Consider the following 723-nt stretch of genomic DNA (forward strand, 5'->3'; position numbering starts at 1 on the left):
AAAACATCCACTTTACTTTTATGGGCAATATCTTGGTGCCGAGGACCGGAATCGAACCGGTACGGTAGTCACCTACCGCAGGATTTTAAGTCCTGTGCGTCTGCCAGTTCCGCCACCCCGGCATATAGGCAAAAAAGAAGCACCCTACGGGTACTATAGTTTATAATACACGTTAATATTAATGGAGCGGACAACGAGACTCGAACTCGCGACCCCGACCTTGGCAAGGTCGTGCTCTACCAACTGAGCTATGTCCGCATATGGTGCACCCTCAACAGGTACTCCTGATTTCATCTGAACATGGAAGCTGATTCAACGTCGTACAGATGAAGATAGATGGTGCATCTGCTTTCTGCAGATACTACTGATGTCATTCTAGCAGGAAGTAATTCGACGTAGATAGAATGAAAATAGATGGTGCACCCTCAACGGGTACTACTGATTTCATCTGAACAAGGAAGCTGATTCGACGTCGTACAGATGAAGATAGATGGTGCGGGTGGAGGGACTTGAACCCCCACGCCGAAGCGCTAGATCCTAAGTCTAGTGCGTCTGCCAATTCCGCCACACCCGCACATGGGATAAACATATGGTGAGCCATACTGGACTCCGAAGCGCACGACGCGCGAGGTTCTGCGTTAGGCACAGGATGTGCCTGCTTTTAGCAGAACTTCCTCTCTGGTGAGAGTCCAAAGTGATGAAAGGTACGATTCTTTGCCCTTG

At 49.2% G+C, this 723-nt stretch carries 3 tRNA genes; all 3 read right to left on the reverse strand.

The features are described from left to right. Nucleotides 1–33: 33 nt before the first annotated feature. Nucleotides 34–122: transfer RNA gene (locus MBEAL2_RS28640), tRNA-Leu, on the reverse strand. A gap of 60 nt (nucleotides 123–182) precedes the next feature. Next, a tRNA-Gly gene (locus MBEAL2_RS28645) sits at nucleotides 183–258 on the reverse strand. Nucleotides 259–491: 233 nt separating this feature from the next. Further along, nucleotides 492–574 (reverse strand) — tRNA-Leu (locus tag MBEAL2_RS28650). Nucleotides 575–723: the final 149 nt, after the last annotated feature.

The organism is Aneurinibacillus tyrosinisolvens, from assembly GCF_001015055.1.
GTDB lineage: Bacteria > Bacillota > Bacilli > Aneurinibacillales > Aneurinibacillaceae > Aneurinibacillus_A > Aneurinibacillus_A tyrosinisolvens.